The organism is Bradyrhizobium sp., assembly GCF_016213215.1.
Lineage (GTDB): Bacteria > Pseudomonadota > Alphaproteobacteria > Rhizobiales > Xanthobacteraceae > Bradyrhizobium.
On sequence record NZ_JACRAW010000025.1, the window covers coordinates 148,836 to 163,705 of the forward strand.

Annotated in this window: 19 protein-coding genes and 1 pseudogene; 12 read left to right on the forward strand and 8 right to left on the reverse strand. The window is 62.3% G+C overall.

The window, feature by feature from the left end:
* Window positions 1-129: 129 nt before the first annotated feature.
* Window positions 130-423, forward strand: coding sequence for a copper-binding protein (locus HY852_RS06180; RefSeq protein ID WP_291603485.1), 294 nt, complete (start codon window positions 130-132; stop codon window positions 421-423).
* A gap of 44 nt (window positions 424-467) precedes the next feature.
* On the opposite strand, the gene HY852_RS06185 is transcribed toward HY852_RS06180, so the two are convergent.
* Together HY852_RS06185 and HY852_RS06190 are read right to left on the reverse strand one after the other, a co-directional pair.
* On the reverse strand, window positions 468-1,031 hold the full coding sequence (locus HY852_RS06185; protein WP_291603486.1) for a PQQ-dependent catabolism-associated CXXCW motif protein: 564 nt from the start codon (window positions 1,029-1,031) through the stop codon (window positions 468-470).
* Window positions 1,028-1,915 carry a substrate-binding domain-containing protein gene (locus HY852_RS06190; RefSeq protein ID WP_291603487.1) on the reverse strand — a complete coding sequence of 296 codons (888 nt, stop codon included), beginning with the start codon at window positions 1,913-1,915 and terminating at the stop codon, window positions 1,028-1,030. The genes HY852_RS06185 and HY852_RS06190 overlap by 4 nt, the downstream gene beginning before the upstream one ends.
* Window positions 1,916-2,074: 159 nt before the next feature.
* Here HY852_RS06190 and HY852_RS06195 point away from each other — a divergent pair, with 159 nt between their 5' ends.
* Together HY852_RS06195 and HY852_RS06200 are read left to right on the forward strand one after the other, a co-directional pair.
* On the forward strand, window positions 2,075-3,001 hold the full coding sequence (locus HY852_RS06195) for a quinoprotein relay system zinc metallohydrolase 2 (protein ID WP_291603488.1): 927 nt from the start codon (window positions 2,075-2,077) through the stop codon (window positions 2,999-3,001).
* A gap of 94 nt (window positions 3,002-3,095) precedes the next feature.
* Window positions 3,096-3,887 carry a quinoprotein dehydrogenase-associated SoxYZ-like carrier gene (locus HY852_RS06200; RefSeq protein WP_291603530.1) on the forward strand — a complete coding sequence of 264 codons (792 nt, stop codon included), beginning with the start codon at window positions 3,096-3,098 and terminating at the stop codon, window positions 3,885-3,887.
* Between the two features lie 35 nt (window positions 3,888-3,922).
* Here HY852_RS06200 and HY852_RS06205 read toward each other — a convergent pair whose 3' ends face one another.
* A complete protein-coding gene (locus tag HY852_RS06205; protein ID WP_291603489.1) occupies window positions 3,923-4,279 on the reverse strand; it encodes a hypothetical protein in 357 nt (118 codons plus the stop codon).
* Window positions 4,280-4,365: 86 nt separating this feature from the next.
* Here HY852_RS06205 and HY852_RS06210 point away from each other — a divergent pair, with 86 nt between their 5' ends.
* The 5 genes and pseudogenes from HY852_RS06210 (at window position 4,366) to HY852_RS06230 (ending at window position 8,083) form a co-directional block, all read left to right on the forward strand.
* Window positions 4,366-5,346, forward strand: a complete 981-nt coding sequence (locus HY852_RS06210; RefSeq protein ID WP_291603490.1) for an ABC transporter substrate-binding protein — start codon at window positions 4,366-4,368, stop codon at window positions 5,344-5,346.
* Window positions 5,347-5,425: 79 nt separating this feature from the next.
* On the forward strand, window positions 5,426-6,163 hold the full coding sequence (locus HY852_RS06215) for an ABC transporter permease (RefSeq protein ID WP_291603491.1): 738 nt from the start codon (window positions 5,426-5,428) through the stop codon (window positions 6,161-6,163).
* A complete protein-coding gene (locus tag HY852_RS06220) occupies window positions 6,153-6,881 on the forward strand; it encodes an ABC transporter ATP-binding protein (protein WP_291603492.1) in 729 nt (242 codons plus the stop codon). Before HY852_RS06215 ends, HY852_RS06220 begins: the two co-directional genes overlap by 11 nt.
* A gap of 37 nt (window positions 6,882-6,918) precedes the next feature.
* Window positions 6,919-7,713, forward strand: a complete 795-nt coding sequence (locus HY852_RS06225; protein WP_291603493.1) for a pentapeptide repeat-containing protein — start codon at window positions 6,919-6,921, stop codon at window positions 7,711-7,713.
* A 27-nt stretch (window positions 7,714-7,740) separates the two neighbouring features.
* Window positions 7,741-8,083 (forward strand): annotated as a pseudogene (locus HY852_RS06230) (hypothetical protein).
* Window positions 8,084-8,128: 45 nt separating this feature from the next.
* Here the strand turns inward: HY852_RS06230 and HY852_RS06235 are convergent.
* Together HY852_RS06235 and HY852_RS06240 are read right to left on the reverse strand one after the other, a co-directional pair.
* Window positions 8,129-8,365, reverse strand: coding sequence for a hypothetical protein (locus HY852_RS06235; protein ID WP_291603494.1), 237 nt, complete (start codon window positions 8,363-8,365; stop codon window positions 8,129-8,131).
* 131 nt (window positions 8,366-8,496) lie between these two features.
* The gene (locus HY852_RS06240; protein WP_291603495.1) at window positions 8,497-9,366 is read right to left on the reverse strand and encodes a hypothetical protein; all 870 of its coding nucleotides are present in this window, start codon (window positions 9,364-9,366) and stop codon (window positions 8,497-8,499) included.
* A 23-nt stretch (window positions 9,367-9,389) separates the two neighbouring features.
* Here HY852_RS06240 and HY852_RS06245 point away from each other — a divergent pair, with 23 nt between their 5' ends.
* Window positions 9,390-9,611 (forward strand): hypothetical protein, encoded by a 222-nt coding sequence (locus HY852_RS06245; RefSeq protein ID WP_291603535.1) that lies wholly within the window; start codon window positions 9,390-9,392, stop codon window positions 9,609-9,611.
* Here HY852_RS06245 and pqqA read toward each other — a convergent pair.
* Both pqqA and HY852_RS06255 read right to left on the reverse strand, forming a co-directional pair.
* Window positions 9,580-9,660 (reverse strand): pyrroloquinoline quinone precursor peptide PqqA, encoded by an 81-nt coding sequence (gene pqqA / locus HY852_RS06250; protein ID WP_291603531.1) that lies wholly within the window; start codon window positions 9,658-9,660, stop codon window positions 9,580-9,582. The genes HY852_RS06245 and pqqA overlap by 32 nt on opposite strands.
* 103 nt (window positions 9,661-9,763) lie before the next feature.
* Entirely contained in the window at window positions 9,764-10,093 is a 330-nt protein-coding gene (locus HY852_RS06255) for a hypothetical protein (RefSeq protein WP_291603496.1), read from the reverse strand.
* A gap of 609 nt (window positions 10,094-10,702) precedes the next feature.
* On the opposite strand from HY852_RS06255, the gene HY852_RS06260 reads away from it, so the two are divergent.
* From HY852_RS06260 to HY852_RS06270, 3 genes are read left to right on the forward strand one after another with little or no spacing between them, the layout of a single operon-like run.
* Window positions 10,703-12,379 carry a methanol/ethanol family PQQ-dependent dehydrogenase gene (locus HY852_RS06260; RefSeq protein WP_291603497.1) on the forward strand — a complete coding sequence of 559 codons (1,677 nt, stop codon included), beginning with the start codon at window positions 10,703-10,705 and terminating at the stop codon, window positions 12,377-12,379.
* A 13-nt stretch (window positions 12,380-12,392) separates the two neighbouring features.
* On the forward strand, window positions 12,393-12,755 hold the full coding sequence (locus HY852_RS06265; RefSeq protein WP_291603498.1) for a cytochrome c: 363 nt from the start codon (window positions 12,393-12,395) through the stop codon (window positions 12,753-12,755).
* Window positions 12,752-13,684 (forward strand): ABC transporter substrate-binding protein, encoded by a 933-nt coding sequence (locus tag HY852_RS06270; RefSeq protein ID WP_291603499.1) that lies wholly within the window; start codon window positions 12,752-12,754, stop codon window positions 13,682-13,684. The genes HY852_RS06265 and HY852_RS06270 overlap by 4 nt, the downstream gene beginning before the upstream one ends.
* 53 nt (window positions 13,685-13,737) lie before the next feature.
* On the opposite strand, the gene HY852_RS06275 is transcribed toward HY852_RS06270, so the two are convergent.
* Complete coding sequence (locus HY852_RS06275; protein WP_291603500.1) at window positions 13,738-14,706, reverse strand: helix-turn-helix domain-containing protein; 969 nt, start codon at window positions 14,704-14,706, stop codon at window positions 13,738-13,740.
* Between the last annotated feature and the right edge of the window lie 164 nt (window positions 14,707-14,870).

Genomic DNA, 14,870 nt, shown 5'->3' on the forward strand with positions numbered 1-14,870 from the left:
CCGTCGTGCCAATCCACTGGTTCCGCATCATGAGTTGCGGTATCACAAAGCCGTGTGACGACTTTCGTGTCATGTTTTGGGTCGATTGGCGCGTTCTTGTCGCCGAAGCCCCACAAACGGGAGGCCGTCATGAGAATAGCAACGCTGATTCTGGCTGGCTCTGCAGCCGTCACCATGCTCGCGCCCGGGGCACTCGCCCAGCAAGGCGAGCGAGGCATGATCACCAAGATCGACCGCATCCACGGCACGATCGCAATCCAGGCGCAACAAAGCGGCACGGTGGGATCGAGCAACAGCGGCCCGCTGCAGGAGTTCAGCGTCAAGGATAGCCGCATGCTCGAGAACCTCCATGCTGGGGACAGGGTGACGTTTTCGGCCACGGGTAGCGGCGGCATGAAGACCATCACGGAAATCAAGAAGTAGTTGCGCGACGAGTAGGACGCGACGGGGCGATTGCTAGACGTCGCCTACTTCTTCTCACCGGGGTGCGGCTCGGGCTGCGCTTGCGTCGTCGGCAGGTCGGCCCGCTCCCAGCCGTCGGTGCCTTCCGGATACCAGGCCACGTTGCGATAGCCGTAAGACAATGCCCGCTTGGCCGCATTCCACGCCATCCAGCAATCGGCCTGGCAGTAGATCACGAGCAGCGCGGACATGTTGCCGCCGGACGCCCGCGCGAGACCCTGCTTTAGATAGTCTTCCGTCGCTGGGGCAAGCACGCCGTAGCCGGTGTCGGGCAGCCAAACGCTGCGGGGAACATCGAAGCGCGGCTTGTCGCGCCACACCGTACCTGCCGGCAGGTTCTGCGGCCTGGGTGGGCGCGGCAGGACGTCGATGAAGGCGCCGGACTTGTCGCGCCAGATGGCCTCGGCTTCGGCCGTTGAAAGCACGCGGGCGCCCGCAAGGGTCGCCGGCACCGGAGCGCGATAATTGTCGGTACGGTAGCCCTGGGGCTCCGGGACGTTCTGCTGCGCTAACGACGGAGCCGAGAGCGCGAGAGCGAGAAGGGTCGAACTCGCGAAGTGACGTTTCATGGCGACTTTGTCGCCGCCTCTGCACCGATCGGCCGATCATTCTCGTCGAGCAGGGGAACGCCGAAGTCGAGCAGGATCTTGTTGATGGCCGGCTGGTTTTCCTGAATCAGCTGGTTGAGCTGCCGCTTCCAGTTCTGGTCGGCGGGGCGCACCCCCATGCCGATGCGATAGACCAGATGCGGCCCCTTTGTCTCCTTGACCAGCGGCGTGACTTGCAGCGGCTGGCTTGCGTTCTTGGCGTAGAATCCGGCCATCGGACCCCACAGGACGGCGGCGTCGATCGTGCCTGACGTCAGGTCCTTGATCATTGCCTCGGCCGAGGAGGCGATACGGGTGTCGATCATCAGCGGATAGGGCTTGGCGTTCGCCATCAGGCCGGCGGCCGCCATATTGGTCGCTGGCGGGGTGCCGGCGACGATTCCGATGTGCTTGCCCTTTAACCGCTCGTCTTCCAGCGTCGTCACATCCTCAAGGCCGCTGCCCTGCCTCGCGATCAGAGCATAGGCCGTTCGGTAATACGGATTGGTTCCCTGCACCAGATCGCCGCCTTGAGGAAAGCCCATGATCACGTCGCAGCGGTGCGCGCCGAGCGTCATGCGAACGAAGCCGGTTGCCTGCGGGAAGTAGACGTAGTCGAGCTTCTTGTGAAGCTTGTCGGCAAACAGCTCCGCCAGCTTGTTTTCGAAGCCTTCGCCTTTCTCGTTGGAGAACGGCAGGTTGCGCGGATCGGCACAGACCCTGAAGACCTTCGGGTCCACCAGTTCGAACGACAGATCGCCGCTGTCGCTCGTCTGCGCCCGGGCCCACTCGCGATCCACAAGCATCGCTGCCGCCGTAAGAGCGGCGACAATCAAGAACCGGCGTCGTAGCTTGCTCTTTGTCATCGAAGGTCGATCCGGCCTGACGAACTTCAAGATAGTCAAAACCCTATGCGCCTCAATTGTGGCCAGTAGCACAAATAATGTTCACCATGCCTCGTTCCGCATGTTGCGACGCAACCTGATCGCCATCGAACATCTCTCCCGAAAGGCAAGACGAAAGGCATGGTCCGGCTCGCTTCGATTGCGATCTTCCTCGCCCTGCTCTGCGCATCCACCTCCGCGCAGGCGCAGCAACAAGCACTGGCCGTAACCGAGATCGCTCCCGGCGTCTTCGTCCATGAGGGCGTGACGGCGTTGATGACGCGCGAGAACGAAGGTGCTATCGCCAACGTCGGATTCATCATCGGCGACAGCGGGGTCGCCGTGATCGATACGGGGGGAAGCGTCCGCGAAGGCGAGCGGTTGCTAGCGGCCATTCGCGCCCGCACCGATGAGCCGATCCGTTACGTCATCAACACCCACGCCCATCCGGATCACGTGTTCGGTAACGCCGCCTTTGCGCACGAGGGAACCCTCTTCGTCGGCCACAGCAACTGCCCGCGCGCTCTCGCCACCCGCGGGCAGTTCTACATCGACAATTTCCGCCGGATCATGGGCCATGAGCTGATCAATCCCGTGCGGCTCATGGCCGCGACCGTGCTGGTCGACGGCACGCTCACGCTCGACCTGGGTTCACGGGCGCTTGTCCTGCGGGCCTGGCCAACCGCGCACAGCGACAACGATCTCACCGTCCTGGATGTGAAGAGTGGAACCCTCTTTGCCGGTGACCTCGTGTTCCTGAGGCATGTTCCGGTGCTCGACGGCAGTCTCCGTGGCTGGCTGAAGGCGCTGGACGAACTCTCCGCGATATCCGCGCAGCGTGTCGTTCCCGGTCATGGGCACGTAAGCGAATGGCCCGCAGCGCTCGCCGACGAGCGCCGCTATCTCCAGACCCTCCTATCCGACGTCCGCACGCTTTTCGCACGCGGTAGGCCGATCGCTGAGGCGGCCCGACAAGCAGCATCCTCGGAGCGCTCGCACTGGGAACTTTTCGACGACTACAACGCGCGCAACGCAACAGCCGCATTCTCCGAAATTGAATGGGAATAGCATACTGCATCGCCTATAGTGCGGCCGTTTCTTCCATCGTCGCGAGGAGAGTGCGCCCATGTTCAGAGCCTGCTTTCGCCTGCTCTGCACCGCCATGCTGAGCGTTATGCTCGGGACGCATCTCGCGCGCGCGGACAATACGGACGGTTACGATCCCTGGCCCGGCCTGGTGCAGGACATCTTCAATAATCGCCCGATGAATGACGGCGGCGGAGTCATCGCCATCGAAATGCCGTACCGCGCCGAGGATGCCGCGATCGTCCCGGTGAAACTCAGGACCACACTTTCACCCGACGATAGCCGCAGCGTCCGCACCATCACGCTCGTCATCGACCGGAACCCCGCGCCGATGGCGGCGAAGTTCGAATTGGGCCGAGACGCCAACGTCACGGAAATCTCAACCCGCGTACGGGTCAACAGCTACACCGACGTCCACGCGGTGGCCGAGCTGAGCGACGGCAAGCTCTATGTGGTCAAGACCTACGTCAAGGCATCCGGCGGATGCTCGGCACCGGCGGCCAAGAACGTGGAAGAGGCGAAGAACAGGCTTGGCCAGATGCGTTTCCGGCAGTTTGCAACGTCCGACCAGGACCGCGCGAAGGGCGTGCGAGAGGCCCAGATCATGATCGGCCATCCCAACAATTCCGGCCTGCAGATGGACCAGCTCACCCAGTTGTACATTCCGGCATTCTTCGTCGACCAGCTCAAGCTCTGGCAAGACGACAGCCTGGTGCTGGCGATGGAAGGCGGGATTTCCATCTCGGAGGATCCCAACCTCCGCTTCACATATGTGTCAAACGGCGCCAAGCGCTTTCGCGCCGAGGCCAGGGATACCGACGGGCACGTCTTCCGGAACGAGTGGGACATCGACAAGCCGGGCATCTGAAGCCGCGCCGGCGACGGCAGGCAGCGGACGCAGTCTCAGAAGCACCTCACCTCGGCTTCGGCCTGCGCCCGCCGCAACTCGTTGACGGCGCTCGTCGCCTGCTCGGACGTGCGAAACTGCGCACCCATATCCCCGCGCACCTGTGCCATGCTGAGCACGGTTTCCGCAGTGACATAGCGGTCGTACGGCATCAGCGAAGCAATCACGTCGATCGAACAGGAACAGTGCTCGATCGCCTGCCGGGTCTCCCCGTTCGCCTTCAGGCAGCCGAACACGTATTCCGCGCGCGCAGCGGTAGGATAGTCATTGATCTCGTCGGCCCGCACGAGACACATTGGAGACATCAACAGCAACACGGCGACAATTGGCCGTACCGGTCCGGGAAGCTTCACGGCGGTCCTCCCACTGGCATGGACTGAAACTATGCTATGAGTACATGGCTGAAAAGAAGACGCTCGAGGAAACGGCTCAAGAAATCATGATTGTGAATGCTCGCACGATGGCGGCTGCAGCTCTGCTTGTGGTGGCGCACATTGCGACGTGCCACGCCGCGGACACCATACGCCTTGCAGTGCAAAAAACCGGGACCGCCGCCTGGGAACTTGCCGTTGTACGCGCCCATGGGCTCGACAAGCGGGCCAACCTCGCGCTTGAGGTGATCGAGCTTGCGAGCCCCGAGTCCGGCAAGATTGCGCTGCGCGCGGGCACAGCCGACGTCATGATTTCCGACTGGCTATGGGTCTCGCGCGAGCGTGCGCTTGGCGCCAAGCTGACGTTCTACCCCTATTCGAGCGCGCTCGGTGCCATCATGGTCCCGGCATCCTCGCCGATTAAGACTCTGGCGGATCTCAAGGGTCGCAAGCTCGCAATCGCCGGTGGACCGATCGACAAGAGCTGGCTGCTGCTCCAGGCGCGCGCGAAGCAGGAGGGAATTGACCTCAAGTCGCAAGCGACGATCGTCTATGGCGCCCCGCCGCTGTTGGCTGCAAAGACCCTCGACGGCGAGATGGATGCAAACCTCAATTACTGGAATTTCTGCGCCGCGCTGGAAGCCAAGGGATTCCGCCGTCTCGTGAGCATCGAAGACATCCTGCCCCAGCTCGGCGCCAAGGGCCGCACCGCGATGATTGGTTATGCCTTCGACGAGACCTGGGCCGCCGCCAATCGCGACGTGGTCGCCCGCTTCATCGCGATGACGCGGCAGGCGAAGGAGATCCTGGCGAGTTCGGATGCGGAGTGGGACAGGATCGCGCCGCTGACCGGAACTGTCGACCCGCCAACGCTGAAGGCCTATCGCGACCGCTACCGCGAGGGAATTCCGCGCCGACCGGTCGAGGAGGAAGAGGCCGATGCGCGCGTCCTCTATCGTGTGCTCGCCTCGGTCGGAGGCCGCGAACTCGTCGGGTCAGCACCAGAGCTCGATGCCGGCACGTTCTATCGCGCGCCGCCCCGAGAGTAGAGCCGCCGATTTGAGATTCCTGCACTGGCCGGGCAAGGGTGCGGCGACATGATCCGAACTTTCGCAAGGGAACACTAGCGTGCTGCGTCTCCTGTCGTTTGTCTCGTTTCTCGCGATCTGGTGGGTCGCGGCGGCTTACGCGGACGGCACGAAATTGCCCTCCCCTCCCGCAGTGCTCGACGTCCTGCTCGCCGAAGCCCGATCCGGCGAGCTGTTCCTCCATCTCGGTGCCACGCTTGCTCGCGTCGCCCTCGCCTTTGCGCTGGCAATGACGCTGGGCGGTGCCATCGGCTATCTGATGGGCCGCGTCAGGCTTGCCAATCGCCTCGGCGATCCCTGGCTGATCCTGCTGCTGAATCTGCCGGCGCTTGTCGTGATCGTGCTCGCTTATATCTGGGCGGGGCTGACCGAGGTTGCGGCGATCGCCGCGATTGCGATCAACAAGCTTCCGACCGCGGTGGTCACCCTGCGCGAGGGTACGCGGGCGCTCGACCGCTCGCTCGACGAAATGGCGACCGTATTTGCGATGTCGCGCTGGCGGACCTTCCGGCACGTGATATTGCCGCAACTTGCTCCTTACGTTGCCGCGGCCGCACGTTCCGGACTTTCGCTGGTCTGGAAAATCGTGCTGGTCGCCGAACTGCTCGGGCGCCCCAACGGCGTCGGCTTCGAGATCGGCGTGGCGTTTCAGCTGTTCGATACCCCGCTGTTGCTTGCCTATTCGCTGACCTTCGCGGCGGTGGTCCTTATTATAGAAACTCTGCTCGTGCAGCCGTTCGAAGCGCGGGCATCCCGGTGGCGACCCCGTGCAGCTTGATGTCGACATCACAGGCAAGACGTTCCAGAACGCCGCAGGCGAGCGCCACGAGGTGCTCACGGGACTCAAGTTCTCGCTGCAGTCCGGGCAGGTCGCGGTGTTCTTTGGCCCGTCCGGCTGCGGCAAGAGCACCATGCTGCGGATCCTTCTCGGCCTCGACCACGATTTTCAGGGCCATGTTACGCGGCCTGCGAAGGCCCGCGCCGGCATGGTGTTTCAGGAGCCGCGCCTGCTGCCATGGCGATCGGTCGAAGAAAACGTCCGGCTGGCCGCCCCTGACATCGACGAGACCAAGCTTTCGGCGCTGTTCAAGTTGCTCGAGCTCGATGCCCATCGCAGCCACTACCCCGGCGAGCTGTCGCTCGGTCTCGCCCGGCGTGTGGCTCTGGCCCGCGCGTTTGCGGTCGAGCCGGACATCCTTGTCCTGGACGAACCGCTGGCTTCGCTCGATGACGCTCTTGCCAACAGGCTGCGCGAGGAAATCGCGATGTTGGTCAGCAGCCGCACCATGATCACGCTCCTCGTAACCCACAATCTGGACGATGCGGTTCGTCTCGCCGATCGCGTGTTTCTGCTGTCGGCTCGACCGGCTCGAATTCTGGCCGACCTGCCGGTACGCACGCCGCGCCACGCGCGTGGCGACGCGGAGATTGCGGCGATCAAGGCAAGTATCCTGCGGCGGGCCAGCATTGCGGTCGCCGATCGAAGTGTTTCATAGCCATGCGCGACAGGCGCATGCTAGAATGCGATTGACGATGATGCGGACGATTGCCTTAGCAACGCTCAGCCTCGGTCTTGTCGCAGTGACGGCGACCGCGCAGGACATGATGCGCGACGTCGATCTTTCATCGCCCGATATGGTCTCGGCGGAAATGTCGCGCAGCGACGTCGAGGCCGCGCTTGCCGGGGCGACCGTCGCCTCGCCCGCCGATTTCACCAGAAAAAGGTTGTCAGGCCTCGACCTCTCCGGGCTCGACCTCTCCAATGCGATATTCCGCGCGGCGCGGCTCAACAAGACGAAGCTCGTCGGCGCGAAGCTCGATCATGCGATCCTTGACCAGGCATGGCTGCTGGATGCAGACCTGACGGGGGCAAGCCTGAAAGGCGCCAGCCTGTTCGCCTCGCAGATGGCGCGCAGCCGCCTGGACCGCGCCGATCTTTCACGAGCGCGGATCGCAGCTGACCTTACCGGCGCGAGTCTCGTGGGAGCCTCGATCGCAGGCGCAAATCTCAGCGCCGACATGCGCAACCAGTCGATGGGCCTGATGCGGGCCGTTCTGAGATCCGCGAAGCTGGAGCGGATCGACGCACGCAACGCTGATCTCTCTCGCGTCGACCTCGAGTTCGCCTTTCTCAGGGGAGCCGATCTGACCGGCGCTTCCCTCAGGAACGCCCAGCTCGGTGGCGCCGACCTGACCGGCGCAACAATCGCCGAGGCCGATTTCGACGGCGCCGATGTCGCCTCGCTGAAGCTTGTTGCCCCGATCGGCCTCGACCGGGCCAGGAATCTCGATAAGGCGAAAAACCGCGACCGTCTGATAAAGCAATGACGGCGTTCTCGTCCGGAGGACGACTCGATGCGACGGATTATGGCCATAGCGGCGCTGCTTGCCGCCCCCGGCGATCTCTCCGCTCAGGGAAAGGGCATCCGCCTGTGGAATCTCACATCTTCGACGATTTCAGGCTTTCAGCTTTCACCGAGCGGAAAGAACGCCTGGGGACCCAACCAGACCCTGAACGACAAGGACAAGGAGGTCGACCACGACGAGCGCCTGCGCATCACCGCGATCGAAACCGGGGCGCTACGATGCCAGGGTGTCCTATCCGAACTCACGCCAGTGCCTGGTCCGAGATATCGAAATCAAGGCGGATGCGGTGTTTTCAATCGCCGACAAGGACTTGAAGGACTGCACCAACTAGCTTGCAGCGATTTCGCACACCACGCTCCAACCGGGGTGATTTTGCTCAACCGGATGATTTTGCGTGGCCATTATCAACCCTGTCATTGGTGTGCGGGTATTCGCACCGCCATTTGACGGCAGTCCACTTCGGATGCTCCCCCACCCACTGCGCGATATGGGGCGGGGCAGCCATGGCGCACTGGCGCAGCGAACCGTTGAAGGATAAGACCAGATGCGTGTCCTCGCATTGGGCCGGCGCGAGCACGGCGCATACCGTCACGATCAGGTTGACAGAATTCATGCGTGATATCCTCGCAATAGGCATTCAAAGTAGCACACGGGTTACGCTTTGCCGTAGGGCGAAGTTTCAGAAGCGCAGGAAAAAAGTGCGGCCCGGCAGCTCCCCGGCCACGTCCACTGAGCCATTTGGCGCTAGAAATTGACCCCGAAGACCAGCCGGGCCTGATGTCGTTCGAAATTCACGAGATCGAGAGCCGCGTTCGATCCCGCGGGCCGTCCCCACGCCTGCACACTCCACGTCGCCGTCAGGCGCGAGTGGTTCGATAATTGGAAGTAAGTCGTCGGGCCAACGAACAGCGCCTGCCCGGCAAATTCGTCCAGGCCTACTCCTTCATAATGTCTGAAGTAACGTACTTCACCGCCGACAAGAACGCCCGGCGTTACGCGGATCATCGCGCCAACTGCCGCCCCGACGAGAGATTCGTATTGCGCCGTTCCCGTTTCGACAACGCGCGTCCACTCCGGCTGATAAGTCAGGTTGAAAGCCGCGACGACGTTCGGAACCAGTTCCCGATCCAACGCGAGCGTGAATTCCGTCCCGTAGCTTCGAACCCTGGCTCCGCTGACAGCACCCACACGACTGACGTTGCTCTCTGCCGCGAAGGTCAGGCCGAAAGGCGCAGTATCACGTTCCATAAACCGGTAGCGGAGTTCGAGGGAGAGGCCCTGCCAGGCAAGTTGGCGACGATCCTCAATACCCGGAACCCCGTTGATATCGTGCCGCGCAAAAGCGGTTCCAACCTCGACGCGGAAGTTGGGTATCGGCACGAACTCCAATTCCAGTTGCTGGCCGATCGTTCGATATTTTCCATTATTCTTGCCGAAGCGCCCCGTCGTTTCGCTCTGGAATTCGCGCTCCCCGCGGCTTCCGACGTCGGTCCCGATCATAAAGCCGAACAGATGCTCGGTATCGAACCCCGTATCCCCGGCATGGCCGCAAGCTGGAAACAGCACGGACGCGAACGCAACTGCCGCCAGCGATTTCGTCACGCGCTCAAGCATTCGCGCTCCGCAGCAGCAGAGGAATGAGCAGGTATCGCCGGGCAAGAAGCCCTGGCGAACTGCAGGATGCGACAGAAGCCGCGCGCTTCACGGCCCGCAATCGTGAAATTCAGAAAGGAATGAATGTTCTCGCGCAGGTTGGGAACGCGCACGAAGGAGTGCTGCCTCGGCTCCGGCAGCTGCGCATGCCGAAGCCGGGGCAGATCGCGGCGATTATTTGCGCGCTGCGCAGGCGTACATGTTGATTTCCATGCCCACGGGCACTTCGACGATCTTTGGTGTTCTCCAGGTCATTCGGGTCTCCCTAGCTGAGCGCACCATCGCGCATGTCCAACCGTAAGACTGCATCCTGCTCTACGCAAGTGGCGCTCTCGCCTTGTGCGATGCACCGCGGAAATCAGCAGCCATCATCCGCCATCTTCTCGCCCGGCTTGGCTCCTTGGGCCTGCTGGGCAGCCGTAGGCTGACCCTGCATTTGCTTCTGCGCGTCCTGCGAGGACGTTGCCGTGGCATCGCTGGCGCGATTCATCGTGCTGGTGGGCGGATGCTCGCTGCTGCTGCTTCCTGCAGCTCCAGTGGTCTGCTGATTGTAACCGACCGTTGGTCCGGAACCCGCATCCCGTTCGCTGGCGGCGCGGCCCGTGGTGTCACACGGTCCGGCGAAAGCGCTGCCGATGCTCCAGGCGAGAATCGTGCACCCGGCCATCACTACTCGTCTCTTGCTCATTTCGCCTCTCCTTTCCTCCTGAGGCCTCCTGCGCTTGGCACAGGACACAGCGGGCAACCTGCGCGCAGGCCGCAGGTTCCGGGTGGCGAAATGAAATTCGAAGATATCAAATCAGATGGCGCACGCCCCAACGCATCTCGACGATCCCAGGGAGCGACCCATGAAAACGCATAAACTGCTGCTTGAGGTTCTCTTGTTTGTCTTCGGCTGCACAGCGCAGGCTGCAGCACAGGAAGGACCGATACTGGGTGCCGCGCCGGGGACCTCCATTCCCGCGCTGACAGGCAAGGAGCGGCTTGGCCCAAAATGGACCGACGAGCAACGAACCGACAACTGCAACGTCCCGATCGACAAACGTGGAGCCAAGGCCCGACCCCGGCAGCTGTCAGCGTGTCCCGGCGAACTGAATCTAGAGACGCGAAAAGGCGCAACAAACTGACGCGCGATCGAAGATCGCAAGACTCCCAAAGGACTTACCGAAACGAGTGGCCGCTCGCGTGCTGAACAAGCCCCTGCCGGGCAGGTTCTACTTTCGTATTGACGGTTTTGGGTTTCCGGCAGAGTGTTGAGACGCAGCGTCAAGATAGGCGCGCATATTGGGAGGATCGGATGAAACGCGTTGCGCTGGCCGCAGGCCTTGCGATTCTTGCATCACATTTTGCATCACATGGAGTGAATGCCCAGACCAATGAACAGTTGGTCAAAGGCGCGACCGACACATCAAACGTTTTGAATTATGGGATGGGCTACGATCTGCAGCGCTTCAGCTCGCTGAAGCAAATCAACAAGGAAACCGTCAAGAATCTCGTCCCGGTCTGGAACTACAGCTTCGCCGATGATCGCAGCGAAGAGTCGCAACCCATTGTTTATCAGGGGGTTATTTACGTCACGACGCATTCGGCGACGATGGCGGTCGACGCCAAGACCGGCAAGCAGATCTGGAAGACCAAGGTCGAGTATCCGCCGGAGACGCCCCGGATCGTCTGCTGCGGCATCATCAATCGCGGCGTCGCACTGTACGACGGCAAGGTCTTCCGCACCACGCTGGACGCCAATGTGATCGCGCTCGACGCCAAGACCGGCAAGGAATTGTGGCGCTCCAAGGCGGGCGACATCAAGGAAGGCTATTCGATGACGGTAGCCCCGCTGGTTGCCGACGGGGTCGTGATAACCGGCATCTCGGGTGCAGAGTTCGGCATCCGCGGCTTCATCGATGGTTGGGATCCGGCCACCGGCAAGCATCTGTGGCGTACGCACACGATCCCGAGCCCGGACGAGCCCGGCGGCGACACCTGGAAGGGTGACACCTGGAAGCTGGGCGGCGGGTCGACTTGGATCACCGGCTCCTACGATCCGGACCTGAAGACGGTGTATTGGGGCGTCGGCAACCCCGGACCGTTCAATTCGGCGGTTCGTCCCGGCGACAATCTCTACACCTGCTCGGTGCTGGCGCTCGATCCGAAGAGCGGCAAGATCAAGTGGCACTTCCAGTTCTCGCCGAACAATCCGTTCGACTATGACGCGGTCGCCGAGATGGTCCTCGCCGACATGAACATCGAAGGCAAGCCGACCAAGGCATTGATGAACGCCAACCGCAACGGCTTCTTCTATGTGCTCGATCGCACCAACGGGAAGCTGCTCGCGGCCAACCCTTACGTGAAGGTCAACTGGGCGACCGGCATCGACATGAAGACGGGCCGGCCGATCGAGACCGAGGTCAGCAAGGAAGCGCGCGAGGGCAAGAAGGTCACGGTCTATCCGTCGATCCTCGGCGGCAAGAACTGGGAACCGATGTCGTTCAACCCTCAGACCGGCCTCGCCTATGCCAACACGCTCGCGTTCGGCGGCCGCTACAAGACCGTGCCTGCCGTCTACAAGGCCGGCGAATGGTATCTCGGCATGGACCTGAGCGATCTCTGGGAGTGGGGCACCGGACCGCGCGGCCATCTCAAGGCGATCGATCCGATGACGGGCAAGGCGAAGTGGGAAGAGCCGAGTGATATTCCGCGCTTCTCGGGCGTGCTGTCGACTGCCGGCGGCGTCGTGTTCACTGGACAGCTGACCGGCGAGTTCGAAGCCTTCGACGCCGACACCGGCAAGACGCTCTGGCAGTTCCAGACCGGCTCGGGCATCGAGGGGCAACCCGTGACGTGGCAGCAGGATGGCGTGCAGTACGTCGCGGTGACCAGCGGCTATGGCGGCGTCTACTCCCTGTTCTCGGGCGACGAGCGGTTGGCCAACGTGCCGCCGGGTGGCTCGCTGTGGGTGTTCGCGCTCAAGCAATAACTGCAGGTCAGCCGTGCTCAAGAAGCCGAATATCAGGAAGACGGCGGCGATTCTCGCCGCTGTCGCGGTAGCGGCCGTCGCGCAGGTCGCGACGGCTCGCTCCGATGACACACAACAGGATGCCGCAGGCAATCAGATCCTGATCGATCAGGGCAAGACCACCTACGCGGAAAAATGTTCGCACTGCCACGGTCCAAACATGGTCAACTCCGGCACGATCACGCCCGACCTGCGCACGTTCCCGAACGACAAGACCCGGTTTGTCACCACGGTGAAGCAAGGCAAGAACGGCAGGATGCCGCCCTGGGGGGATCTCCTGAACGATGAAAAGATCGCGGAGCTTTGGGCCTACATATCGAGCCGGAGGAAACCATGAAGAGCGGCCGCGCGGCGTTCGCGTCGGCGCTTCTCCTTGCGGCCTCGGTAGTGACTGCCGCACGCGCGTCCGAGGATCCGTTGAGGATCTGCCTTGACCAGGATCTCCCGCCACTTTCCGCACATCAACGCGGCAAGCCGGACACCGGCTTCGACGTCGCGCTCGCCCGCGCGATCGCGGATCGCCTGGGCAGGCCGCTCAGGATCCAATGGTTTGAAAGCGAACTCGACGAGGACTCAAGCCCAGCGCTTGAAGTCAACGCCCTTCTTTCCGATGGACGCTGCTCGCTTGTCGGCGGCTATGCCCTGACCAAGGACTCCCTTGCCGTTCCCGGCGCAAAGACAGCAAAGCTTCCCGGATTCGAGGGCGCCACCCGGGACGATCGCCGCCGGCGCATCTCGATCGGCGTGCTGGCGCCGAGCCAGCCCTACATCTACTCGCCTCTCACCGTCGTCCTCGGCCCCAGGGCGCGCGAGCGCAAGATTACCGGGATCGGCGACCTTGCCGGGCTGCGACTCGTGATCGAAAGCGGCACGCTTGGCGACGCGATCCTGATGACGTTCGACAAGGGGCGCTTGATCGACAGCGTCACCCACCTGGTTCCCGGCCGGAACGATCTGCTTGGCGCGCTGAATCGCGGCGATTTCGACGCGACGCTGCTCGACTTGCGGCGGTTCGACGCATATCGCGCCACGCACCCGGAGACCGGCCTTACAGGCTCGGGATATTATTATCCTGTCGGAGCCAACCGCGGCTACGTGGGGCTGGCCAGCAACTCGGAGCTCCTTGCCGCGGTGAACAAGGCGCTCTCGGAGCTCCAGGCGGAAGGCACACTGGCCGCACTCGGCAAGTCGACCGGGCTTACCTACCTTCCTCCCCGCGAACCGGCCGTGCTCGGCGAAATCTGGATGAACATCATTCAGAAATAGCCGCAAAGTCTTCGGGGCTGGTTGCTGCGGCTCGCGCGGCGCTGATCTGGGATTTAGCGCGCGGCTGTCGGCAGGCTGGGGTGCTGCGCCTTGTGAATGGACGACGGCACCACGCCGAAATACTTCCGGAACACGCGGCTGAAATGCGAAGAGCTCGAAAAGCCCCATGAGAACGCCACGTCGGTGATCGTCTTTCCGGCGTGCATCTCCAGTTCTTGCCGGCAGTTCTGCAGCCTCGCCTGCCAGATGTAATCGCTCACCGTCGTGCCGCGTTCGCTGAACAGCATGTGCAAGTAACGCTTGGAGCAGCCGAGCTCCGCCGAGATTTGGTCGATGCAGAGGTCCGGATCACGCAAATGCTCGCGGATGAAGAATTGCGCCCGCACATACATGGCCTCAGGCCCGGAGCAATCGACGATTGTGTCCGCTTCGCGGAGCGGCAACAGCAACAAATCGATCAGCGTGTCGGCGACGCCCGCGGCACTGTTGGGCGACAGCTTCGCGGCCTCATCAAATGCCGCGTGCACGAAGTCGTGGGCGATGCGGCCCGTGCCGGTGCGCGCCGAGAGCTTGCACGCCGACATCTTGTGGAAGCGGAAGCCGCGTTCGTGCAGCAATTCCTTCGGAACGATCACGACTTCGTGCCGCGTAAAAGCGGGGCTGACGATCGTGTGCGGGCAAGATACGTCATAGGCAAGACAGTCGCCAGGCGTCAGCTCGATGTGGCGACCGTCCTGCTCAAAATACGAAACGCCGTAGGTCTGGAACAGGATCTTTACGAAGGGATGATCGCTGAGCCCTGACGATGAAGTCGTATGCGCAATGCGATGCTGGCTGACCTCGATCTGGCAGAGCTTCAGTCGGGACACGCCCGTGTGGTTAATTCGCCCTTCAAGCGAGGACGCCTCGAGCGGATCGACGTCGAACTTGCCGCAAAGATCGGTCAAGGCATCGATCCAGCACTGGATCTGCTGCTTCGATGTCATTCCGGAAGTGCTGAGCGAACAAATTCTATCGGCCATGATCCGTACCATCGTGGTCGTCGTCGCGCCACCTCAGGTCACATGGATCTACTTTTCCTTTGAATTGAGGCGATCTTTGGAGCGAGGCCCTGCTCCTAGATCTACAATCCTCCGCCTTACTCTTCGTCCCGTCAAGCCGGAACCGGAATACGCCCCGCTTACCG